Here is a 22,590-nt window from a genome sequence, read left to right as displayed (position 1 = left end):
TGCGCCGGGACTGCGCCGGGTCTCAGACGGCCGGGTCGGCCGGGTGGGGGGCCACCATGGGGAGCGCGGACGCCAGGCGGGCCTCGCACAGGCCGGCCAGGACGTCGTACGCCGCCTTGCCCATCAGCTCCGTCAGCTCCGGCCGGTAGGTCACGTACACCGGCTCGCCGGCGCCGTGGGCCGACGTCGCGGAGGTGCACCACCAGTGCAGGTCGTGCCCGCCGGGGCCCCAGCCGCGACGGTCGTACTCACCGATGGACACCTGAAGGACGCGGGTGTCGTCGGGCCGGTCGATCCATTCGTACGTGCGCCGCACCGGCAGCTGCCAGCACACGTCCGGCTTGGTCTCCAGCGGCTCGCGGCCCTCGCGCAGGGCCAGGATGTGCAACGAGCACCCCGCGCCGCCCGCGAAGCCCGGGCGGTTCTGGAAGATGCACGAGCCCTCCCAGCGCCGCGTCTGCCGTTCGCCGTCGTCGTCCTTCTGCACCCATCCCGTGCTCGTGCCGACGTCGTGGAACTGCCAGAGGTCCGGCGTGAGACGGGCCACGTGCTCCGCGACGCGCTTCTCGTCGTCCTCGTCGGAGAAATGCGCCCCCAGCGTGCAGCAGCCGTCGTCCGCGCGCCCCGCCTGGATTCCCTGGCAGCCGCTGCCGAACACGCAGCTCCAGCGCGAGGTCAGCCAGGTCAGGTCGCAGCGGAAGACCTGTTCGTCGTCGGCCGGGTCCGGGAACTCCACCCACGCGCGGGCGAAGTCCAGGCCCTTCTCGTCGGTCGCGGTCGTCTCCGGAGGGCTGGCTTTGCCCGGCTTCGCCTTTTTCGTCTTTGGCACGGGTCCAGCGTATGCGGGTGGCCGCAGTAGCGTTCCGTCCATGAGACTCGGAGTCCTCGACGTCGGTTCGAACACGGTGCATCTGCTGGCAGTGGATGCCCACCCCGGCGCACGGCCGCTGCCCGCCCACTCGCACAAGGCGGAACTGCGCCTCGCCGAGCTGCTCGACGAGGACGGGGCGATAGGCGACGACGGGGTCGACCGTCTCATCGACACGATCACGGGCGCCCTCCAGGCCGCCGAGGACAAGGGCTGCGAGGAGGTGCTCGCCTTCGCCACCTCCGCGGTGCGGGAGGCCACCAACGCGGACGCCGTGCTGGCCCGGGTGAAGGAGGAGACGGGTGTCGCCCTCACGGTGCTGAGCGGCGAGGAGGAGGCGCGGCTCACCTTCCTCGCCGCCCGCCGCTGGTTCGGGTGGTCGGCCGGGAAGCTGCTCGTCCTCGACATCGGCGGCGGTTCCCTCGAGATCGCGTACGGCATGGACGAGGAGCCCGACGCGGCCGTGTCCCTGCCGCTCGGCGCCGGCCGGCTCACCGCGGGCATGCTGCCCGGCGACCCGCCGGACACGCACGACGTGAAGGCGCTGCGCCGCCATGTGCGCGCGCAGATAGCCCGGGTCGTCGGCGAGTTCAGCCGCCTCGGCAAGCCGGACCACATAGTCGCGACCTCCAAGACCTTCAAGCAGCTCGCCCGGATAACCGGCGCGGCCCGCTCCGCCGAGGGCCTGTACGTGCAGAGGGAACTGAGTCGTAAATCACTGGAGGAGTGGGTCCCCAAGCTGGCGGCCATGACCGTCGAGCAGCGCGCCGGTCTGCCCGGTGTGTCGGAGGGGCGGGCCCGCCAGATCCTCGCGGGAGCCCTGGTGGCGGAGGGTGCGATGGACCTCTTCGGCGCGGACGAACTCGAGATCTGCCCGTGGGCGCTGCGCGAGGGTGTGATCCTCCGCCGCCTGGATCACCTCCCTGCCGACTAGTTCGGCCCCGTACCCTGTCCCCGTGGCAGAACCAGTCGTGCGTATCCCGGATGCGAAGGTTGTCCTGTCGACGGCTTCCGTCTATCCGGAGTCGACGGCGACAGCCTTCGAAGTCGCCGCGCGCCTCGGCTACGACGGGGTCGAGGTCATGGTGTGGACCGATCCCGTGAGCCAGGACATCGAGGCGCTCCGCCGGCTCTCCGACTACCACCGGATGCCGGTCCACGCGGTCCACGCGCCGTGTCTGCTGATCACCCAGCGGGTCTGGTCCACCGATCCGTGGGTGAAGCTCCAGCGGGCGAAGGCGGCCGCGGAGAAGCTCGGTGCGTCGACGGTCGTGGTGCATCCGCCGTTCCGCTGGCAGCGCCAGTACGCGCGCGACTTCGTCCGCGGGATCTGGCGGATGGCGGACGAGACGGACGTGCGGTTCGCGGTGGAGAACATGTACCCGTGGCGCTACCGGGACCGCGAGATGCTCGCCTACGCCCCCGACTGGGACGTCACCAAGGACGACTACCGCCACTTCACGATCGACCTCTCGCACACCGCGACCTCCCGCACCGACACCATGGCGATGGTCGACCGCATGGGCGACCGGTTGGGACATGTGCACTTGGCCGACGGCAGGGGTTCCGCGAAGGACGAGCACCTGGTGCCGGGCCGTGGCGACCAGCCCTGCGCCGAACTGCTGGAGCGGCTCGCGCGCACGGGCTTCGACGGCCATGTCGTCATCGAGGTCAACACCCGGCGCGCCATGTCCGCCGCCGAACGCGAGGCCGATCTCGCGGAGGCGCTGGCCTTCACCCGGCTGCACCTGGCATCGGCCACCCGCATCCCGTGACGGAGGAGAAGAGGCGGCGCGGCCGTCCCGCCCGCAAGGCGGCCGACGAGGGGCCCGGCGCGCGCGAACGCATCCTTCAGGCGGCCCGGGCCGAGTTCGCCGAGCGCGGGTACGACAGGACGACGATGCGCGGGATCGCCAGGGCGGCGGGGGTCGACGCGGCGCTCGTCCACCACTACTTCGGCACCAAGGACGACGTCTTCGCGGCCGCGATCGAGGTCTCCTTCGAACCGGCGATGGTCCTGCCGCAGATCCTCGGCCAGGGTGAGGCCGGGATCGGCGAGCGCCTGGCGCGCTACTTCATCGGCATCTGGGAGAACCCGGCGACCCGCGCGCCCCTGCTCGCGATCGTCCGTTCCGCGCTGACCCACGAGGCGGCGGCCAAGGTGCTGCGGGGCTTCGTCCTGCGGCGTCTGCTCGAGCGGGTGGCGGGGGAGCTGGACGTACCGGATCCGCGCTTCCGGGCCGAGCTCGCCGCCTCCCACATGGTGGGCATCGTGATCCTGCGGTACGTGATCCAGGTGGAGCCGCTGGCGTCCGTGGACCCGGAGGAGATCGTGCGGATGGTGGCGCCGTCGCTGCAGCGCTACCTGACCGAGGACGTCGACGGCCGGCCGACCGAGGACTGAGCCGGGCGTCCCGCATTCCGGACAACCTGTCCAGATCTTGGAGCGGCGGCGTACGCTCGAGGCAGGTACACCCGTCACGAGGAGCGAGCGACGATGCCCGAGCTGAGGTCCCGCACTGTCACCCACGGCCGCAACATGGCGGGCGCCCGCGCCCTTATGCGGGCGTCGGGCGTAGCGAGCGAGGACATCGGCAAGCCGATCGTCGCCGTCGCCAATTCCTTCACCGAGTTCGTCCCCGGACACACGCACCTGGCCCCGGTGGGCCGGATCGTGTCCGAGGCGATCAAGGCCGCGGGCGCGGTGCCCCGCGAATTCAACACGATCGCCGTCGACGACGGCATCGCCATGGGCCACGGCGGCATGCTCTACTCGCTGCCCTCCCGCGACCTGATCGCCGACTCGGTCGAGTACATGGTCGAGGCGCACTGCGCGGACGCCCTGATCTGCATCTCCAACTGCGACAAGATCACCCCGGGGATGCTCAACGCCGCGCTGCGGCTGAACATCCCGACCGTCTTCGTCTCCGGCGGCCCGATGGAGTCCGGCCGGGCGACGCTCGTCGACGGCACGGTCCGCACCCTCGACCTGGTCGACGCGATCTCCGACGCGGTCAACGACAAGATCTCGGACGAGGACATCCTCCGTATCGAGGAGAACGCCTGTCCGACCTGCGGCTCCTGTTCCGGCATGTTCACCGCCAACTCGATGAACTGCCTGACCGAGGCCATCGGCCTGTCCCTGCCGGGCAACGGCTCCGTCCTCGCCACCCACACCGCCCGCAAGGCGCTGTACGAGAACGCGGCGGCCACGGTCGTCGACATCACCAAGCGGTACTACGAGCAGGGCGACGAGTCCGTCCTGCCGCGCAACGTCGCCACCTTCGCGGCCTTCGAGAACGCCATGGCCCTCGACATCGCCATGGGCGGCTCGACGAACACGATCCTGCACCTGCTCGCCGCCGCCCAGGAGGCGGGCGTCGAGTTCGGCCTCGACGACATCGACGCCGTCTCCCGCCGGGTGCCCTGCCTGGCCAAGGTCGCGCCGAACGTCGCCAAGAACCGCACGTACTACATGGAGGACGTCCACCGCGCCGGCGGCATCCCCGCCCTGCTGGGCGAGCTGCACCGGGCCGGACTGCTGAACGAGGACGTGCACTCCGTGCACAGCCCTTCCCTCGCGGACTGGCTCAAGAGCTGGGACGTGCGCGGCGGTTCGCCGGCCGCGGAGGCCGTCGAGCTGTGGCACGCGGCGCCCGGCTGCGTCCGCTCCGCCACCGCCTTCTCGCAGTCCGAGCGCTGGGAGGCGCTGGACGACGACGCGGAGAACGGCTGCATCCGCTCCGCGGAGCACGCGTACTCCAAGGACGGCGGACTCGCCGTCCTGCGCGGCAACCTCGCCGTCGACGGTTGCGTCGTGAAGACCGCCGGCGTCGACGAGTCGATCTGGACCTTCGAGGGCCCGGCCGTCGTCTGCGAGTCGCAGGACGAGGCCGTCGAGAAGATCCTCAAGAAGGAGATCACCCACGGCGACGTGGTGGTCATCCGGTACGAGGGCCCCAAGGGCGGCCCCGGTATGCAGGAGATGCTCTACCCGACGTCCTTCCTCAAGGGCCGCGGCCTCGGCAAGACCTGCGCCCTGGTCACCGACGGCCGTTTCTCCGGCGGCACTTCGGGCCTGTCGATCGGCCACGCCTCCCCGGAGGCGGCCTCCGGCGGCACGATCGCGCTCGTCGAGGACGGCGACCGCATCCGCATCGACATCCCGGGCCGCACCATCGAACTCCTCGTCGACGAGGCCACGCTGGCCTCCCGGCGTGAGGCCCTGGGCGGCGTCTACGCCCCCAAGTCGCGGGAGCGCAAGGTGTCCGCCGCGCTGCGGGCCTACGCCGCGATGGCGACGAGCGCCGACAGGGGTGCCGTCAGGGACGTGTCCAAGCTGGGCTGATCCGCCGCCCGACTGCTCGTGGACCCGGTGCGCTCACCAGCGCGCCGGGTCCTTCGCGTCCACGGCGAAGACCGAACCGTCCGGGGCGCTGGCGTACACCTTCCCGTCCGCGGTGACGGGTGCGGGCAGCAGCGCTGAGAAGGTCGAACCGTCGTCGGCCATCCGCAGCCCCGTCTGGCCGGTGATCCTGCCGCGTCGCGCGTCGACGGCGAGCAGCCGCCCGTCCGCGGCCGACAGGTAGACCGCCCGTCCGTCGGTGACCGGGCGGGAAAGGTGCGCGACCCCGGTCTCCAGGCGCCACAGCTCGGGGCCGTCGGCACCCGCACCCGCCCGGGCCGTGTCCACCGCGAAGAGCGAGCCGCCGGACCCGGAGATGTAGACGGTCCGTCCCGCGACCGTCGCCTGCGCCTGGTCGACCGGGACGGTCAGGGGGATGCTGCGCACGGCACGGCCGTCGGTGACGGTGTCGATCGTGACGACCGCCCCGGTGAAGCCGTCGGTGCCGGCCGAGAGGAGATACAGGACGCCGCCGGAGAGCTGCACCGGAGTGAGGGAACCCGGCAGGCGTTCGGTCCACAGCGGCTCGCCGTTCAGCGGGCCGACGGCGCTGACGAGGGTCGAGGTCCCGTCGGCCGAGGGGGTGGCGGCGAGCGCCGGACCGTCGCCGCCCGGGTCGGACAGCCACTGGGTACCGGGCCCGCCGTGCCGCTTCTGCCAGCGCTGCTCGCCGGTCGTCGCGTCGATCGCCCGTACCGTCCCGGCGTCCGACACCAGCAGCACGGTGTCGCCGACGGCCCGGACGGTCGGATAGCCGGACGCGTCCAGCTCCCGGCGCACCTCGCCCGTTCGCGGGTCGAGCGCCTGGTAGCGCTCACCGTCGGGCGTCACCACATGCAGCAGCCCTCCGGCCGCCTGGGGCGCGAGGCCCTCGTCGCTCTGCTCGGCGCCGTCACCGGCCGCCCGTTCCTTCGCCGCCCAGACGGTGGAGCCGTCGGCCGGGTCGAGCCGGGTGGTCCCGACGCCGGGGGCGGCGCAGTACAGGGCGTCGCCGTCACCGGCCGTGCACACGGGGACGCCGGGGGCGGCGCCGTCCCGCGGCGGGACGGTCCACGGGCGGAAGCGCTGTTCGGCGGGCGCGGTGCGGGCGCCGCTCGGGGACCCGTTGTCCAGGGCGGCGACCACGGCGGTGCCGGCGACGGCCAGCACGGCGAGCGCGGCCGCGGCGACGGCCCGGCGCCTTCGGACACGGCGCGCGGGGGCGTCGGCCGGGGGTCCGGCCTGCCGCGCGCCCGGCTCCCGCGTCACCGCCGGGCCGGGGTTCTCGCCGGGAGCGGGATCGCGCTGCGCCGGTATGTAGGCCTGGGTGTCGTACGCGGAGGACGGCGAGGACGCCCGCAGCGCCACCATCAGCTCGTACGGCGTCGGCCGCGCCTGCGGGTCCTTCGCCAGACAGCGCGCCACCAGCGGTACGAGCTGCTCCGGCACACCCGCGAGGTCCGGCTCGTTGTGCACGACCTGGTACGCCACGATGTACGGGCTGTCGGAGTCGAACGGGCCGCGACCGGTCGCCGCGTGGACCAGCACCGCGCCCAGCGCGAACACATCCGCTTCCGGCCCGACCTCGCGAGGCCGCTGGAACTGCTCGGGCGCCATGAACGGCGGGGTGCCGATCAGCTTTCCGGTCTCGGTGCGCAGGTCGCTGTCGGTGGGACGCGAGATGCCGAAGTCGATGACTTTCGGCCCGTCCGCGGCCAGCAGCACGTTGCTGGGTTTGAGGTCGCGGTGCACCACGCCGGCCCGGTGGATGTCACGCAGCGCCTCGGCGAGCCCGGCGCCCGCCCTGACGAGCTCCGCAGCATTCAGCGGACCGTTCCGCTTCACCCGGTCGGCGAGGGTCGGGCCCTCGATGAAGAGGGTGGCCATCCAGGGCCGGTCCGCGTCGGGATCGGCGTCCACGACCGGCGCGGTGAAGGCACCGCTGACCCGGCGCGCGGCGGCGACCTCCTGGCGAAAACGCGCCCTGAACTCGGGGTCGGAGGCGTGCTCCGCGTGAATGACCTTGACCGCGAGCCGAAGACCCGAGGCGGAGGTGGCCAGATGGACGACGCCCATCCCCCCGTTGCCGAGCACCGCCTCGAGGCGGTACTGCCCTGCATATTCCGGATGCTCCGCTTCCGGGAACGGCCCGGTGCTGCGCAGCGGTGGCATCTCCCACCCCCGTCTGATGGTGCGCACGCGCGACGCACGGAGCCTAGTCGATGATGCGTGCGATCCAGCCATGGCTTGCTAGCCTGCGCGCGGCGCAACGCCACTCATCCACGTCAACGGGGGGAAGTCCGATGGCTCTTGAAGAGGCTCAGAACACAGCGGCCGGGAACGCGGCTCTCGAGGCGGCCGCGATGGAGGCCGAAACGGCCGGGACCATGACGGTGAAGCGCTACCCGGTGGCCCCCGGTGTGCGTCTCAACGTGCGCAGCGGGCCCGGGACCGACTACCGGCTGGTCAGGATCCTGCCGTACGGCGCCACCGTCCCGATCAACTGCCAGAAGGCCGGCGAGACCGTCACCGGCACGTACGGCACGAGCAACATCTGGGACAACATCGCCAACGGCGAGTTCGTGGCGGACGCGTACGTGCAGACCGGCAGCGACGGCTACGTCGCCCGGCGCTGCGCCTGACCCGCCGCCGGCGTACGGGGGATAATCGACCCCGTGAGCGAGCACAGCGAGAACACCACGGCGAGCGGCGGCGGCCCGGAGCCCGAGCCCATCCGTTTCTTCGGCACGACCTGGGTCGGCCACGACGGGGGGTACGGGCTGCGCCGGGCCGGTGTCGCCGCCGGCTCGCTGATCACCGCCTTCGCGGCCGCCCTGCTACTGCGCTTCGCCTATGAGGGCCTGGCCGTCGCCGAGGTCGGCAGCTTCGTGAACGTCCTCGTCGTCGTGATGTTCGCGGTGTGCAGCGCCATCGCGTTCCGCAAGACCTGGGAGAGCTTCTCCCGCCGCCCCGACGGCTCGCCGTCGGAGGATTCGCTGCGCGGTCTCAAGGCGATCGGCTTCATCGGCTCCCTCATCGCGTACGCCCTGCGCTGCTTCGGTGAGGCGCCGGGCGAGAAGCTGCGCCGCGCCGAGTACGAGGCGGCGCTGCGGCAGTACGAGAAGCGCCGGGGCACCCGCTCGGGCAATCCGGCCGCCCGTGGCACGAAGGCCCGCCCGAAACGACGCTGACGGCGACACCGCTGCGAACGCCCGGTCCCACCCTTCAGGGGTGAGGCCGGGCGTTCGCGCTTGACGGCTCCGAATCGCTTGACGGCCCCGCATCGGCGGGAGCACTATTCATCACATGATGAATTCCTCTGGAGTCGCCGTCCTCGCCCGCGGCCTCACCGTGGTACGAGGAGACCGCACCGTCCTGCGCGGCCTCGACTTCTCGGTCCTGTCCGGCCGCATCACCGGCCTCCTCGGGCCCTCCGGCTGCGGGAAGTCGACGCTGATGCGCGCGGTCGTCGGCACCCAGGCCAAGGTCGGCGGCATCCTCGAGATCCTCGGCCGCCCCGCCGGCGCCGCCGAGCTCCGCTCCCGCATCGGCTACGTCACCCAGGCCCCGTCCGTCTACGACGACCTCACCGTCCGGCAGAACCTCGACTACTTCGCCGCCGTCCTCCTCCCCGGCCGCCGCAACCGCGACGCCCGCCGTGAGTACGTCGCACGAGCCGTCGAGGACGTCGACCTCGCCTCGCACGCCGACTCGCTCGCCGGGCGGCTCTCCGGCGGCCAGCGCAGCCGCGTCTCGCTCGCCGTCGCCCTGCTGGGCACGCCGGAGGTGCTCGTCCTCGACGAACCGACCGTCGGCCTCGACCCCGTCCTCCGCCGCGACCTGTGGGACCTCTTCCACCGCCTCGCCGGCGAACGCGGAACGACGATCCTCGTCTCCTCCCACGTCATGGACGAGGCCGAACGCTGTCACCGCCTCCTCCTCATGCGCGAAGGGGAGATCCTCGCCGAGGACGCCCCGGACGACCTGCGCACCCGCACCCGCTCGGAAACCGTCGAACAGGCCTTCCTCCACCTCGTGGACGAGGCCGACGCCCTTCAGGAGAGCCACCGATGAGCTCCCACCCGCCCACCGCCGCGCCGGCCTTCGCGCCCTCCTTGTCCCGCACCCTCGCGACCGCCGCGCGGGTGCTGCGGCAGCTCCGCCACGACCCGCGCTCCATCGCCCTGATGCTGCTCGTGCCGTGCCTGATGCTCTTCCTGCTCCGGTTCGTGTTCGACGGCAGCCCCGGCACCTTCGACTCCATCGGCGCCTCGCTGCTCGGCATCTTCCCGCTGATCACGATGTTCCTGGTGACCTCCATCGCCACCCTGCGCGAACGCACCTCCGGCACCCTGGAACGTCTCCTCGCCATGCCGCTCGGCAAGGCCGACCTGATCGCCGGCTACGCACTCGCCTTCGGCCTGGTCGCAGTGATCCAGTCCCTGCTCGCCACCGGCCTCGCCCTGTGGGTTCTCGGCCTCGACATCGTCGGCTCGCCCTGGCTGCTGCTCCTCGTCGCGCTGCTCGACGCGCTGCTGGGCACGGCGCTCGGACTGTTCGTCTCGGCCTTCGCCGCCTCCGAGTTCCAGGCGGTCCAGTTCATGCCGGCCGTGATCTTTCCCCAACTGCTGCTGTGCGGCCTGTTCGCACCCCGCGACACGATGCAGCCCGTCCTCGAGGCGATCTCCGACGTGCTCCCCATGTCGTACGCCGTCGACGCCATGAGCGAGGTCCTGCGCCACCCCGACGTCACCGGCGACTTCGTGCGGGACGTCCTGGTCGTCGCGGTCTGCGCACTGGTCGTCCTCGCCCTCGGCGCCGCCACCCTGCGCCGCCGCACCGCCTGACCCCGCCACCGCGGCGCGCCGTACCGACACTCGGACGACCACGGCACGACCCCGTCCCCGGTGACAGGATGTCCGCACGTATCCCCACCGGCGAGGTGAACTCAAGCCATGACCCAGACAGTCGCAGTCCTCGGTACCGGCAAGATCGGTGAAGCACTGCTCAGCGGCATGATCCGTGCGGGCTGGCGCCCCGCGGACCTGCTGGTCACCACCCGCCGCGCCGACCGCGCCGACGAACTGCGCACCCGCTACGGCGTCGAGCCCGTCACCAACGCGGAAGCCGCCAAGCGCGCCGACACCCTGATCCTCGCCGTGAAGCCGCAGGACATGGGCAAGCTCCTCGACGAACTCGGCCCGCACATCACCGCGGACCGACTCGTCATCAGCGCGGCGGCCGGAATCACCACCGCCTTCATCGAGGAGCGCCTGGCGGCGGGCACGCCCGTGGTCCGGGTCATGCCCAACACCCCGGTGCTCGTGGACGAGGGCATGTCCGTGATCTCCGCCGGCAGTCACGCCACGGCCGACCACGTCGCCCACGCCGAGGAGATCTTCGGCGGTGTGGGCAAGACGCTGCGCGTCCCCGAGTCGCAGCAGGACGCGGCGACCGCCCTCTCCGGCTCGGGTCCCGCGTACTTCTATTTCCTCGTCGAGGCCATGACGGACGCGGGAATCCTCCTCGGCATTCCGCGCGCCCAGGCCCACGACCTGATCGTCCAGGCCGCCATCGGAGCGGCCGTGATGCTCAGGGACAGCGGCGAGCACCCCGTGAAACTGCGTGAGGCGGTCACGTCGCCGGCCGGCACCACCATCAGCGCCATCCGCGAACTGGAGAACCACGGCGTACGCGCGGCCCTGATCGCCGCACTCGAAGCCGCCCGCGACCGCAGCCGCGAACTGGCGTCCGGCAACGGCTGACCGGGCCCCGCCGCGGTTCTCCGCGTTCAGCGTTCCGCGCTCACCCGTTCCGTCATCCGGCCGGCAGCAGTCCGATCGCCCGGTAGGCGGCGTCCACCGTCGGACGGGCCATGCCCCTGGCCCGCTCCGCCCCCTTCCGCAGCACCTCGTCGACGTGTCCGGGATCGGCCGCGAGGTCGGCGTGCCGCTCCCTGATGGGCCGCAGCACCTCGAGCACCGCCTCGGCCGTGTCCTTCTTCAAGGCCCCGTACGACTCGTACGCACCGGCCAGCTCCTCGGGGCTCCCGCCCGAGCAGGCCGAGAGGATCTCGAGCAGGTTCGCGACCCCGGGCCGGTTCTCGGGGTCGAACTCGACGTCACGCCCGCTGTCGGTCACCGCCCGCATGATCTTCTTCCGCACCACGTCGGCCTCGTCGAGCAGATAGACGATGCCCGCGCCGGAGTCGTGCGACTTCCCCATCTTCGACGTGGGGTCCTGGAGATCCATGACCCGCGCGGCGACCGGCGGGGGCGTGGCCCGCGGGACGTTGAAGGTGTGCCCGTAGCGCTGGTTGAACCGCACCGCCAGATCACGGGTCAGCTCCACGTGCTGCGTCTGGTCGTCACCCACCGGCACCTCGTCGGTCTGGTAGGCCAGGATGTCCGCCGCCATCAGCGCCGGATAGGTGAGCAGCGACAGCCGCACACTCTGTCCGGCCGCGCGGGCCCGCGCGCTCTTCTCCTTGTACTGGATCATGCGCCGGAGCTCGCCGTCGGTGGCCGTGCACTCGAGGATGTACGAAAGCCGGGCGTGCTCGTCCACATGGCTCTGCACGAAGACGGTGCACAGATCGGGGTCCAGGCCGGCGGCCAGCATCATGGTCGCGGCCTGGCGACTGAGTCTGCGCACGCGCGCGGGGTCGTGCTCCACCGTCAGCGCGTGCAGGTCGACCACGCTGAACAGCGCGTCCGCCTGGTGCTGGTCCACCTCGACCCACCTGCGCAGCGCGCCCAGGTAGTTCCCCAGGGTCAGATGCCCCGTGGGCTTGATCCCGCTGAAGATCCGCTTCATCCCGTTCTCCGTCTCCTGATCGAAGCCGCCGCGCTCAGCGGCCGGGCTCCCGGAGGGAGATACGCGAACGGCCGCCGAAGCGGCGGCCGTGGGTACATGCGAAAGCGCCGGCCGCCGTCAGGCGGCCCACCACTGGTGGAGGCACATGCGCGATGTCATGTGCCCAAGCCTACGCGCCCAGGGGGTCCTTGGGGGCGGGTTGACATCGGGTACCGGCATCCGTAGTGTTCTCCGAGTTGTCCGACGTGAGCACCGACCCCGGTCGGCCCCGGACAGCCATTCCGTAAGACCCACTTCGATGAACGGCATTCTGTGCCGTCCGTCTTTCGTGCGCCTTTACGAAATGAAGAATCCACGTTCGAAAGGACGCCGGCCCCGATTCGCTTCGGGGCGGGGGATTCCGCTAAAGTCTCACTCGTCGGAACGGCCCAACAGCCGTGAAGACAACTCCCGCTGACCGGGAATCAGGCCCGAAAGAGTCTGATAGAGTCGGAACCGCCGGAAGGCCGAAAGGCCGGAAAGCACACCGAGGAAATCGGATCGGAAAGATCTGATAGAGTCGGAAACGCAAGACCGAAGGGAAGCGCCCGGAGGAAAGCCCGACAGGGTGAGTACAAAGGAAGCGTCCGTTCCTTGAGAACTCAACAGTGTGCCAAAAATCAACGCCAGATATGTTGATACCCCGTCCATCTTCGGATGGTCGAGGTTCCTTTGAAAAAGTCCATCCCGCTTGCGGGGTGGCAATCACAGCGAGGACGCTGTGAACAATCGGTCTTATTCCGACCGGTTGTTCCGCTCTTCGGATGTGCACCCGATCACGGGTAAACATTCATGGAGAGTTTGATCCTGGCTCAGGACGAACGCTGGCGGCGTGCTTAACACATGCAAGTCGAACGATGAACCACTTCGGTGGGGATTAGTGGCGAACGGGTGAGTAACACGTGGGCAATCTGCCCTTCACTCTGGGACAAGCCCTGGAAACGGGGTCTAATACCGGATAACACTGCGGATCGCATGGTCTGCGGTTGAAAGCTCCGGCGGTGAAGGATGAGCCCGCGGCCTATCAGCTTGTTGGTGGGGTGATGGCCTACCAAGGCGACGACGGGTAGCCGGCCTGAGAGGGCGACCGGCCACACTGGGACTGAGACACGGCCCAGACTCCTACGGGAGGCAGCAGTGGGGAATATTGCACAATGGGCGAAAGCCTGATGCAGCGACGCCGCGTGAGGGATGACGGCCTTCGGGTTGTAAACCTCTTTCAGCAGGGAAGAAGCGAAAGTGACGGTACCTGCAGAAGAAGCGCCGGCTAACTACGTGCCAGCAGCCGCGGTAATACGTAGGGCGCAAGCGTTGTCCGGAATTATTGGGCGTAAAGAGCTCGTAGGCGGCTTGTCACGTCGGATGTGAAAGCCCGGGGCTTAACCCCGGGTCTGCATTCGATACGGGCAGGCTAGAGTGTGGTAGGGGAGATCGGAATTCCTGGTGTAGCGGTGAAATGCGCAGATATCAGGAGGAACACCGGTGGCGAAGGCGGATCTCTGGGCCATTACTGACGCTGAGGAGCGAAAGCGTGGGGAGCGAACAGGATTAGATACCCTGGTAGTCCACGCCGTAAACGTTGGGAACTAGGTGTTGGCGACATTCCACGTCGTCGGTGCCGCAGCTAACGCATTAAGTTCCCCGCCTGGGGAGTACGGCCGCAAGGCTAAAACTCAAAGGAATTGACGGGGGCCCGCACAAGCAGCGGAGCATGTGGCTTAATTCGACGCAACGCGAAGAACCTTACCAAGGCTTGACATATACCGGAAAGCATCAGAGATGGTGCCCCCCTTGTGGTCGGTATACAGGTGGTGCATGGCTGTCGTCAGCTCGTGTCGTGAGATGTTGGGTTAAGTCCCGCAACGAGCGCAACCCTTGTTCTGTGTTGCCAGCATGCCCTTCGGGGTGATGGGGACTCACAGGAGACTGCCGGGGTCAACTCGGAGGAAGGTGGGGACGACGTCAAGTCATCATGCCCCTTATGTCTTGGGCTGCACACGTGCTACAATGGCCGGTACAAAGAGCTGCGAAGCCGTGAGGCGGAGCGAATCTCAAAAAGCCGGTCTCAGTTCGGATTGGGGTCTGCAACTCGACCCCATGAAGTCGGAGTTGCTAGTAATCGCAGATCAGCATTGCTGCGGTGAATACGTTCCCGGGCCTTGTACACACCGCCCGTCACGTCACGAAAGTCGGTAACACCCGAAGCCGGTGGCCCAACCCCTTGTGGGAGGGAGCTGTCGAAGGTGGGACTGGCGATTGGGACGAAGTCGTAACAAGGTAGCCGTACCGGAAGGTGCGGCTGGATCACCTCCTTTCTAAGGAGCACATGGCCGACTGCGAGCGAATGACTCGCACGGTTGCTCATGGGTGGAACGTTGATTAATCGGCACTCTTGACCGTTTCTGGTCTGTCAGTACTGCTTCGGCGTGGAACACAGACTTCGGGACGGCGGGAGAGCCGGGCACACTGTTGGGTGTCTGAGGGTGCGAGCGTTGCTCGCCCTTCGGGATGCCGGCCCCAGTGAACTCGCCTGTAAAGGCGGGGTGATGGGTGGCTGGTCGTTGCTTGAGAACTACACAGTGGACGCGAGCATCTGTGGCCAAGTTTTTAAGGGCGCACGGTGGATGCCTTGGCACCAGGAACCGATGAAGGACGTGGGAGGCCACGATAGTCCCCGGGGAGCCGTCAACCAGGCTTTGATCCGGGGGTTTCCGAATGGGGAAACCCGGCAGTCGTCATGGGCTGTCACCCGCTGCTGAACACATAGGCAGTGTGGAGGGAACGAGGGGAAGTGAAACATCTCAGTACCCTCAGGAAGAGAAAACAACCGTGATTCCGGGAGTAGTGGCGAGCGAAACCGGATGAGGCCAAACCGTATGCGTGTGATACCCGGCAGGGGTTGCGCATACGGGGTTGTGGGATCTCTCTTTCATTGTCTGCCGGCAATGAGACGAGTCAGAAACCGTTGATGTAGGCGAAGGACATGCGAAAGGTCCGGCGTAGAGGGTAAGACCCCCGTAGCTGAAACATCAACGGCTCGTTTGAGAGACACCCAAGTAGCACGGGGCCCGAGAAATCCCGTGTGAATCTGGCGGGACCACCCGCTAAGCCTAAATATTCCCTGGTGACCGATAGCGGATAGTACCGTGAGGGAATGGTGAAAAGTACCGCGGGAGCGGAGTGAAATAGTACCTGAAACCGTGTGCCTACAAGCCGTGGGAGCGTCGCTGTATGTGCTTGCACATGCAGTCGTGACTGCGTGCCTTTTGAAGAATGAGCCTGCGAGTTAGCGGTGTGTAGCGAGGTTAACCCGTGTGGGGAAGCCGTAGCGAAAGCGAGTCCGAACAGGGCGATTGAGTTGCACGCTCTAGACCCGAAGCGGAGTGATCTAGCCATGGGCAGGTTGAAGCGGAGGTAAGACTTCGTGGAGGACCGAACCCACCAGGGTTGAAAACCTGGGGGATGACCTGTGGTTAGGGGTGAAAGGCCAATCAAACTCCGTGATAGCTGGTTCTCCCCGAAATGCATTTAGGTGCAGCGTCGTGTGTTTCTTGCCGGAGGTAGAGCACTGGATAGGCGATGGGCCCTACCGGGTTACTGACCTTAGCCAAACTCCGAATGCCGGTAAGTGAGAGCGCGGCAGTGAGACTGTGGGGGATAAGCTCCATGGTCGAGAGGGAAACAGCCCAGAGCATCGACTAAGGCCCCTAAGCGTACGCTAAGTGGGAAAGGATGTGGAGTCGCAGAGACAACCAGGAGGTTGGCTTAGAAGCAGCCACCCTTGAAAGAGTGCGTAATAGCTCACTGGTCAAGTGATTCCGCGCCGACAATGTAGCGGGGCTCAAGCGTACCGCCGAAGTCGTGTCATTCCAGCATGAGGGCCAACGCCCGCTGGGATGGGTAGGGGAGCGTCGTGTGCCGGGTGAAGCAGCCGCGGAAGCGAGTTGTGGACGGTTCACGAGTGAGAATGCAGGCATGAGTAGCGATACACACGTGAGAAACGTGTGCGCCGATTGACTAAGGGTTCCTGGGTCAAGCTGATCTGCCCAGGGTAAGTCGGGACCTAAGGCGAGGCCGACAGGCGTAGTCGATGGACAACCGGTTGATATTCCGGTACCCGCTTTGAAACGCCCAATATCGAATCAGGCGATGCTAAGTCCGTGAAGCCGCCGGCTGAGTCTTCGGACGAGGTCGGAGTGGTGGAGCCGACGAACCAGACTTGTAGTAGGTAAGCGATGGGGTGACGCAGGAAGGTAGTCCAGCCCGGGCGGTGGTTGTCCCGGGGTAAGGGTGTAGGCCGTGAGGTAGGCAAATCCGCCTCACATCAAGGCTGAGACCTGATGCCGAGCCGATTGTGGTGAAGTGGATGATCCTATGCTGTCGAGAAAAGCCTCTAGCGAGTTTCATGGCGGCCCGTACCCTAAACCGACTCAGGTGGTCAGGTAGAGAATACCGAGGCGTTCGGGTGAACTATGGTTAAGGAACTCGGCAAAATGCCCCCGTAACTTCGGGAGAAGGGGGGCCATCACTGGTGATCCGATTTACTCGGTGAGCTGGGGGTGGCCGCAGAGACCAGCGAGAAGCGACTGTTTACTAAAAACACAGGTCCGTGCGAAGCCGTAAGGCGATGTATACGGACTGACGCCTGCCCGGTGCTGGAACGTTAAGGGGACCGGTTAGTCACTCTTCGGGGTGGCGAAGCTGAGAACTTAAGCGCCAGTAAACGGCGGTGGTAACTATAACCATCCTAAGGTAGCGAAATTCCTTGTCGGGTAAGTTCCGACCTGCACGAATGGCGTAACGACTTCTCGACTGTCTCAACCATAGGCCCGGTGAAATTGCACTACGAGTAAAGATGCTCGTTTCGCGCAGCAGGACGGAAAGACCCCGGGACCTTTACTACAGTTTGATATTGGTGTTCGGTTCGGCTTGTGTAGGATAGGTGGGAGACTGTGAAGCTTGGACGCCAGTTCAGGTGGAGTCGTCGTTGAAATACCACTCTGGTCGTGCTGGATGTCTAACCTGGGTCCGTGATCCGGATCAGGGACAGTGTCTGATGGGTAGTTTAACTGGGGCGGTTGCCTCCCAAAGGGTAACGGAGGCGCCCAAAGGTTCCCTCAGCCTGGTTGGCAATCAGGTGTTGAGTGTAAGTGCACAAGGGAGCTTGACTGTGAGACCGACGGGTCGAGCAGGGACGAAAGTCGGGACTAGTGATCCGGCGGTGGCTTGTGGAAGCGCCGTCGCTCAACGGATAAAAGGTACCCCGGGGATAACAGGCTGATCTTCCCCAAGAGTCCATATCGACGGGATGGTTTGGCACCTCGATGTCGGCTCGTCGCATCCTGGGGCTGGAGTCGGTCCCAAGGGTTGGGCTGTTCGCCCATTAAAGCGGTACGCGAGCTGGGTTTAGAACGTCGTGAGACAGTTCGGTCCCTATCCGCTGTGCGCGTAGGAGTCTTGAGAAGGGCTGTCCCTAGTACGAGAGGACCGGGACGGACGAACCTCTGGTGTGCCAGTTGTCCTGCCAAGGGCATGGCTGGTTGGCTACGTTCGGAAAGGATAACCGCTGAAAGCATCTAAGCGGGAAGCCTGCTTCGAGATGAGGACTCCCACCTCCTTGAGAGGGTAAGGCTCCCAGTAGACGACTGGGTTGATAGGCCGGATATGGAAGCCCTGTAAAGGGTGGAGTTGACCGGTACTAATAGGCCGAGGGCTTGTCCTCAGTTGCTCGCGTCCACTGTGTTAGTTCTGAAGTAACGAACTCGCCCGACCCTGCCTTTTGGTGGGGTTGCCGGCTGGTAGTTCGGACATCTTCATAGAGTTTCGGTGGTCATTGCGTTAGGGAAACGCCCGGTTACATTCCGAACCCGGAAGCTAAGCCTTTCAGCGCCGATGGTACTGCAGGGGGGACCCTGTGGGAGAGTAGGACGCCGCCGAACAATCATTGTGGGAAAGCCCCGCACCTCTGGTGCGGGGCTTTCCTGCGTTCAGGGGTCTATTAGGGTCGGCCGCATGCGCTATGACCTCGTCATCTTCGACAACGACGGAGTGCTCGTCGACAGCGAGCCCCTGTCCAACACGATCCTCGCCGGCTATCTCACCGAGCTCGGGCACCCCACCACGTACGAGGAGTCCCTGCGGGACTTCATGGGCTCCGCCATGCACCGGGTGCACGACATCGTCCGTGAACGGACCGGGCAGGACCTGCCGGCTGACTTCGACGACACCTTCCACGCCCGCGTCTTCGCCGCGTTCGAGCGTGAGTTGACGGCCGTCGACGGGGTGACCGAAGTGCTGGAGAAGCTGCGTGCCGATGCCGTCCCCTACTGCGTCGCGTCGTCCGGCAGTCACGAGCGCATCAGGGTCGGCCACCGCAGGACCGGGCTGGACCGGTGGTTCCGGGACGGGACCGTCTTCAGCGCCCAGGACGTCGGCAGGGGCAAGCCGGCCCCTGATCTCTTCCTCCACGCCGCCGAGCGGATGGGGGTGGCGCCCGAGCGGTGCGTGGTCGTCGAGGACAGCCGGCTCGGCGTGCAGGCGGCGCTGTCGGCAGGGATGGACGTGTACGGGTTCACGGCCATGACACCCGCAGCCGAACTCGCCGGCGCGAACGGATACTTCGCCACGATGGCGGAGCTGCCCGCGCTGTTCGCGTGACGCTCCGCCGTTGCGACGCGGCACCTACGACTCTGCTCCTGTGACGCGTCTACCGCCCGGTAGGACCCGGGCATACGCTGTGCGGCCATGACAGAACCGCGGTTGCGACACGGGCGGGCCTCCCTCGCGTTCAGCTTCTTCTCGCAGGGTGTCGCCTTCGCCCTGCTCGTGACCCGAATACCCGCCATCCAGGAGCGGTACGGGATATCCGACGCCCTGCTGCCGCTGTTCCTCGCCGCGGTGCCCGTCCTCGCCGGGGTGGGCAGCGTGCTGACCGAGCGGATCGTGCGGCGGGCGCCCGTGAGTGCGGTCCTGCGCTGGGCCCAGCCGGTGGTGCTGCTCGCACTGCTCGGGGTGGCAGCGGGCGACGAGGTGTGGCAAGTCGCGCTCGCCCTCGGCGTGTTCGGGCTGTCGGTGGGGGCGCTCGACGCGTCGATGAACATGCTGGGCGTGGGGCTCCAGGCCGCGTACGGGCGCAGCATCATGCTCGGCTTCCATGCCGCGTACAGCCTCGGCGGGATCGTGGGCGCCTCGCTCGCCTGGGCGGGTGCGCACTGGGACCTGGCGCTCCTCGTCTCCTACCTTCCTGTGGTCGTGGTGCTGGTGCCTGCGGCGCTGGTGGGCAGCCGGTGGTACTACGGCGGGGAACGCCCAGCGGGCGACAAGGACGCCGTCGCGGGCGGCGACGACAGCGCGGCGGGGGACGGCGGCCGGGTGGCGTTCAGGATGCTGCTGCCGCTCGCGCTGGTGATGACCTTCGCGTACATCGGCGACTCGACCGTCGCCAACTGGAGCGCCAAGTACCTCCAGGACGTCCTCGGCAGCTCGGAGGAGCTGGCGACCGTCCCCTACAACGCCTACATGGTCACGACGCTGGTGGGCCGGGCCGTCGGGGACCTCGGGGTACGGCGCTTCGGCGCCGTGACCGTCGTCCGGTGCGGGGCGGTGCTGGCGGCGGCAGGGTTCGCGGTGGTCGCGGCCGCGCCGGGGCCGTGGACCGGCATGGCGGGCTTCACGGTGCTGGGGCTCGGCCTGTGCGTGATCGTCCCGCAGACCTTCGCGGCGGCGGGCCGGATGTTCGCGGGCCGAAGCGATGTGGCCGTGGCGCGGCTGAACGTCTTCAACTACGTCGGGTTCCTCGTCGGGTCGCCCTTGGTCGGGGGGCTGGGGGACGCGTGGAGCTACCGCGGGGCGATGCTCGTGCCGATGGCGCTCGTGCTGATGACGCTGGTGTACGCCGGATCGTTCGGTGACGGGAGCGCCCGATACGGTGTCGGGCATGAGCGGCCGCGGATTGCTGATGTGGGACGAGGCGGTAACCGGGTATGACTTCGGTTCCGGCCATCCGATGGATCCGGTGCGGCTCGCACTGACGATGGGGCTGGTGCGGGCCTACGGGCTGGACCGTGCGATGCGGGTGGTCTCCGCCAGGCCCGCCGGGGCGTCGACGCTCCGGCTCGTGCACCGGCAGGACTACGTGGACGCGGTACGGGCGGCGTCGGCCGACCCGAAGGCCGCGGACCAGTCGTACGGGCTGGGCACGGTCGACGACCCGGCGTTCGAGGGGATGCACGAGGCGTCGGCGCTGATCGCCGGGCAGTCCGTCGGCGCGGCTGAGGCCGTGTGGCGTGGAGAGGCCGCCCATGCGGTCAACTTCGCCGGCGGGCTGCACCACGCGATGCCGGGGGGCGCCTCCGGGTTCTGCATCTACAACGACGCGTCGCTGGCCATCGCGCGGCTGCTGGAGCTCGGCGCGGAGCGGGTGGCCTACGTCGACGTGGACGTCCACCACGGGGACGGCGTGCAGGCGGCCTTCTGGGACGACCCACGGGTCCTGACGGTGTCGCTGCACGAACATCCGCAGACGCTCTTCCCTCAGACCGGCCGGCCGGAGGAGACGGGTGCCGCCGGTGCCGCTGAGGGTTCCGCGGTGAACGTGGCGCTGCCGGCGGGCACGGGCGACCAGGGCTGGCTGCGGGCGTTCCACGCGGTGGTGCCCGAGCTGCTGGCCGACTTCCGGCCGCAGGTCCTGGTGACCCAGCACGGGGCGGACACGCACTTCGAGGACCCGCTGGCGCACCTGGCGGTGTCGCTCGACGCGCAGCGTGCCGTCCAGGAGGCGTGCCACACGCTGGCACACGAGCATGTGGAGGGCGGCCGCTGGGTCGCGCTCGGCGGCGGCGGTTACGCGGTGGTCGACGTGGTCCCCCGGTCGTGGACGCACCTGGTGGGGATCGCGGCGCACCAGCCGGTCGAGCCCGAGTCGGTGATTCCCTCGTCGTGGCGGGACGAGGTGTACGCGCGGACGCGGCAGTTGGCTCCGGCGCGGATGACGGACGGCCGGTGGCCGGTGGCCTGGCGTGGCTGGGAAGAGGGGTACGACCCCGCGGACCGGCTGGACCAGGCCGTGCTGGCGACCCGGCGGGCGGTGTTCCCGCTCCGGGGGCTGCTCGCCTGAGCCCGGTCGCCCCGGTCGCCCCGGTCGCCCCGGTCGCCCGCCGCGGTCGCTCGGCCGTATAGCGGGCATTGGGCCAACTGTGCGGGTTGTTCGGGGTTTTCGCGTGGTGGGCGCCCCTCTGCGTCAGCATCGGGAAGGTGTTGAGCACCCAGGCGCTGCGGGCGCATCTGCTGGCGTCCCGGCTGGCCGGTGATGTCGCCACCTCCCGCGAGACGAGTCTGCGGAGCTATCGCGCGTTCGTCGCCCGCGATCCGCGGGTCACCATCGGACTGGACCCCCAGTGGTCCTGGAGCGTGCGGGACGTCATCGCCCTCATGGCGGACAGATGCGGGGTCTCGGCCGATCCCGAGCAGGTGACGGGGGCGGACGTCATCGACCCGGAGCGGACCCTCGGCAGGCTCACCGCGTTCGCGGAGCGGCTGGGTGCGGTGGCCGCGCGGGGCGGGGCGGTGCTGTTCGGCACCGGACATCCGCACCGGCTGCTCGGGTTCTACGCCGATCTGGCAGACGCGCTGTCGGCGGCGGGGTGTTCCGTACTCACACCCGCGCAGGGGCGATGTGTCGACATAACGACCCGGTTCGGCGTACGCACGTACCGGCTGGAATACGTACGGGGAGTGGCGCGGCTCCGGGAGGCGGGCGCGGGCGGGCCGGGAGCCCACAGTCATTCCCCGTTGCCGGTCAGGGTCGCGCTGGGGGCCGCCGCGGACGCCGGCGGGCAGCTGCCCGACCTCGTCGTCGGGGACCACGGCTGGGTCTGCGGAGCAGGTCAACTGGGTATCGAGGCCATCGGACTGGCGGACACGGACGATCCGGCGCTGTTCGTCGGTGAGGCGGAGGGGCGGGTGTCCGTCGCCGTTCCGCTTGACGACGCCGTAAGGGCCGATCACTACCGCCCGTTGACGCGCTATGTGCTCAATCGGGCGTGTCTGTCACAGTAGGCGGCCGATGGCTGCTCCTCTTCCCCACTCGCATCACCCGCCCCTAGTCTGGGCAGTGAGCGCACAGCGACGAAGAGTCACCGGAGGGGAAGCCGGTGCGCGTCGGGTGCGGAAGGTACAGGTGGGTCATGGCTGCTGGCAGCGAGAGGCCTCTTAACGAGGTCAAGTTTCTTACCGTGGCGGAAGTCGCCTCGGTGATGCGGGTGTCGAAGATGACCGTGTACCGCTTGGTGCACAGCGGTCATCTGCCGGCGATCCGGGTGGGGAGGTCCTTCCGGGTACCGGAGCAAGCGGTTCACGAGTATCTCCGCGAATCCTTCGTGGGGGTGGAATCCGCGTAACGGAGGAGGGACGGATGCCCTCGGATTACGTCCCTCACTCGGCGGCAGGTAGGCTAGGCCGACGTAGGTCGTGTGGGCCCAGACGC

17 protein-coding genes and 3 rRNA genes are annotated in these 22,590 nt (G+C 68.1%); 17 read left to right on the top strand and 3 right to left on the bottom strand.

From position 1 onward, the window contains the following. Nucleotides 1-22 precede the first annotated feature (22 nt). Nucleotides 23-829, bottom strand: a complete 807-nt coding sequence (locus tag SPRI_RS16620; protein WP_005314093.1) for a hypothetical protein — start codon at nt 827-829, stop codon at nt 23-25. 40 nt (nt 830-869) lie between these two features. Here SPRI_RS16620 and SPRI_RS16615 point away from each other — a divergent pair, with 40 nt between their 5' ends. The 4 genes from SPRI_RS16615 to ilvD all read left to right on the top strand — a co-directional run bounded on the left by SPRI_RS16615 (nt 870) and on the right by ilvD (nt 5,216). Then, entirely contained in the window at nt 870-1,802 is a 933-nt protein-coding gene (locus SPRI_RS16615; RefSeq protein ID WP_005314092.1) for a Ppx/GppA family phosphatase, read from the top strand. A gap of 22 nt (nt 1,803-1,824) precedes the next feature. Further along, nucleotides 1,825-2,643, top strand: a complete 819-nt coding sequence (locus tag SPRI_RS16610; protein ID WP_005314091.1) for a sugar phosphate isomerase/epimerase family protein — start codon at nt 1,825-1,827, stop codon at nt 2,641-2,643. After that, nucleotides 2,640-3,272 carry a TetR/AcrR family transcriptional regulator gene (locus SPRI_RS16605; RefSeq protein WP_005314089.1) on the top strand — a complete coding sequence of 211 codons (633 nt, stop codon included), beginning with the start codon at nt 2,640-2,642 and terminating at the stop codon, nt 3,270-3,272. The genes SPRI_RS16610 and SPRI_RS16605 overlap by 4 nt, the downstream gene beginning before the upstream one ends. Before the next feature lie 93 nt (nt 3,273-3,365). After that, nucleotides 3,366-5,216 (top strand): dihydroxy-acid dehydratase, encoded by a 1,851-nt coding sequence (gene ilvD / locus SPRI_RS16600; protein WP_005314080.1) that lies wholly within the window; start codon nt 3,366-3,368, stop codon nt 5,214-5,216. Between the two features lie 33 nt (nt 5,217-5,249). Here the strand turns inward: ilvD and SPRI_RS16595 are convergent, their stop codons facing one another. Then, on the bottom strand, nt 5,250-7,424 hold the full coding sequence (locus tag SPRI_RS16595; RefSeq protein WP_053557052.1) for a protein kinase domain-containing protein: 2,175 nt from the start codon (nt 7,422-7,424) through the stop codon (nt 5,250-5,252). Between the two features lie 131 nt (nt 7,425-7,555). Between SPRI_RS16595 and SPRI_RS16590 the strand changes: the two genes are divergently transcribed. The 5 genes from SPRI_RS16590 (at nt 7,556) to proC (ending at nt 11,017) form a co-directional block, all read left to right on the top strand. Further along, nucleotides 7,556-7,894 carry a hypothetical protein gene (locus SPRI_RS16590; RefSeq protein ID WP_005314074.1) on the top strand — a complete coding sequence of 113 codons (339 nt, stop codon included), beginning with the start codon at nt 7,556-7,558 and terminating at the stop codon, nt 7,892-7,894. A 33-nt stretch (nt 7,895-7,927) separates the two neighbouring features. Further along, nucleotides 7,928-8,443 (top strand): MFS transporter, encoded by a 516-nt coding sequence (locus SPRI_RS16585; RefSeq protein ID WP_005314073.1) that lies wholly within the window; start codon nt 7,928-7,930, stop codon nt 8,441-8,443. Nucleotides 8,444-8,558: 115 nt separating this feature from the next. Next, complete coding sequence (locus tag SPRI_RS16580; RefSeq protein WP_005314071.1) at nt 8,559-9,326, top strand: ABC transporter ATP-binding protein; 768 nt, start codon at nt 8,559-8,561, stop codon at nt 9,324-9,326. Continuing rightward, on the top strand, nt 9,323-10,099 hold the full coding sequence (locus SPRI_RS16575) for an ABC transporter permease (protein ID WP_005314069.1): 777 nt from the start codon (nt 9,323-9,325) through the stop codon (nt 10,097-10,099). The genes SPRI_RS16580 and SPRI_RS16575 overlap by 4 nt, the downstream gene beginning before the upstream one ends. Nucleotides 10,100-10,207: 108 nt before the next feature. Continuing rightward, the gene (proC, locus tag SPRI_RS16570) at nt 10,208-11,017 is read left to right on the top strand and encodes a pyrroline-5-carboxylate reductase (RefSeq protein WP_005314067.1); all 810 of its coding nucleotides are present in this window, start codon (nt 10,208-10,210) and stop codon (nt 11,015-11,017) included. A 52-nt stretch (nt 11,018-11,069) separates the two neighbouring features. Here proC and trpS read toward each other — a convergent pair whose 3' ends face one another. Next, nucleotides 11,070-12,068: a tryptophan--tRNA ligase gene (gene trpS, locus SPRI_RS16565; protein WP_005314065.1), complete on the bottom strand. Its 999-nt coding sequence runs from the start codon at nt 12,066-12,068 to the stop codon at nt 11,070-11,072. Between the two features lie 828 nt (nt 12,069-12,896). Here trpS and SPRI_RS16555 point away from each other — a divergent pair. From SPRI_RS16555 to SPRI_RS16520, 8 genes are all read left to right on the top strand, one after another. Then, nucleotides 12,897-14,422 (top strand): 16S ribosomal RNA (locus SPRI_RS16555). 282 nt (nt 14,423-14,704) lie between these two features. Continuing rightward, a 23S ribosomal RNA gene (locus SPRI_RS16550) occupies nt 14,705-17,829 on the top strand. A 100-nt stretch (nt 17,830-17,929) separates the two neighbouring features. Next, a 5S ribosomal RNA gene (gene rrf / locus SPRI_RS16545) occupies nt 17,930-18,046 on the top strand. Together the 16S, 23S and 5S rRNA genes form the textbook arrangement of a ribosomal RNA operon. 73 nt (nt 18,047-18,119) lie before the next feature. Continuing rightward, nucleotides 18,120-18,764: an HAD family hydrolase gene (locus SPRI_RS16540; RefSeq protein ID WP_005314060.1), complete on the top strand. Its 645-nt coding sequence runs from the start codon at nt 18,120-18,122 to the stop codon at nt 18,762-18,764. 87 nt (nt 18,765-18,851) lie between these two features. After that, nucleotides 18,852-20,093, top strand: coding sequence for an MFS transporter (locus tag SPRI_RS16535; RefSeq protein ID WP_086025593.1), 1,242 nt, complete (start codon nt 18,852-18,854; stop codon nt 20,091-20,093). Next, the gene (locus tag SPRI_RS16530; RefSeq protein ID WP_037774057.1) at nt 20,044-21,222 is read left to right on the top strand and encodes an acetoin utilization protein AcuC; all 1,179 of its coding nucleotides are present in this window, start codon (nt 20,044-20,046) and stop codon (nt 21,220-21,222) included. The genes SPRI_RS16535 and SPRI_RS16530 overlap by 50 nt, the downstream gene beginning before the upstream one ends. A 137-nt stretch (nt 21,223-21,359) precedes the next feature. Further along, complete coding sequence (locus SPRI_RS16525) at nt 21,360-22,163, top strand: phosphatase (protein ID WP_005314055.1); 804 nt, start codon at nt 21,360-21,362, stop codon at nt 22,161-22,163. Between the two features lie 128 nt (nt 22,164-22,291). Then, a complete protein-coding gene (locus tag SPRI_RS16520) occupies nt 22,292-22,504 on the top strand; it encodes a helix-turn-helix domain-containing protein (protein WP_014046653.1) in 213 nt (70 codons plus the stop codon). The last annotated feature ends 86 nt before the right edge of the window (nt 22,505-22,590 follow it).

It is taken from the genome of Streptomyces pristinaespiralis, assembly GCF_001278075.1.
Lineage (GTDB): Bacteria > Actinomycetota > Actinomycetes > Streptomycetales > Streptomycetaceae > Streptomyces > Streptomyces pristinaespiralis.
The sequence above is the reverse complement of the archived record's forward strand: the minus strand, read 5'-3'. Positions and strand labels throughout refer to the sequence as shown.